The organism is Citrobacter sp. CK188 (assembly GCF_030333525.1).
In the GTDB taxonomy this organism is placed as follows: Bacteria; Pseudomonadota; Gammaproteobacteria; order Enterobacterales; family Enterobacteriaceae; genus Citrobacter_B; species Citrobacter_B koseri.
On record NZ_JAOWFU010000017.1, the window covers coordinates 1 to 212 of the forward strand.

Genomic DNA, 212 nt, shown 5'->3' on the forward strand with positions numbered 1-212 from the left:
ATGGTGCATCCGGGAGGATTCGAACCTCCGACCGCTCGGTTCGTAGCCGAGTACTCTATCCAGCTGAGCTACGGATGCATTGGGAAACTTATTTACTGCCGATATTGATACCGCTACAAAAGCCATATCAAGTAAGAGATGGTGCATCCGGGAGGATTACTCGGCTGCGCCTCTCCCTACGGGCCGTTGCTGAAGCAACGTTATCCTCCCTG

1 tRNA gene is annotated in these 212 nt (G+C 53.3%); it reads right to left on the reverse strand.

The annotated features are described in order from the left end of the window. Nucleotide 1: 1 nt before the first annotated feature. Nucleotides 2-78 (reverse strand) — tRNA-Arg (locus OGV67_RS02510). Nucleotides 79-212 lie beyond the last annotated feature (134 nt).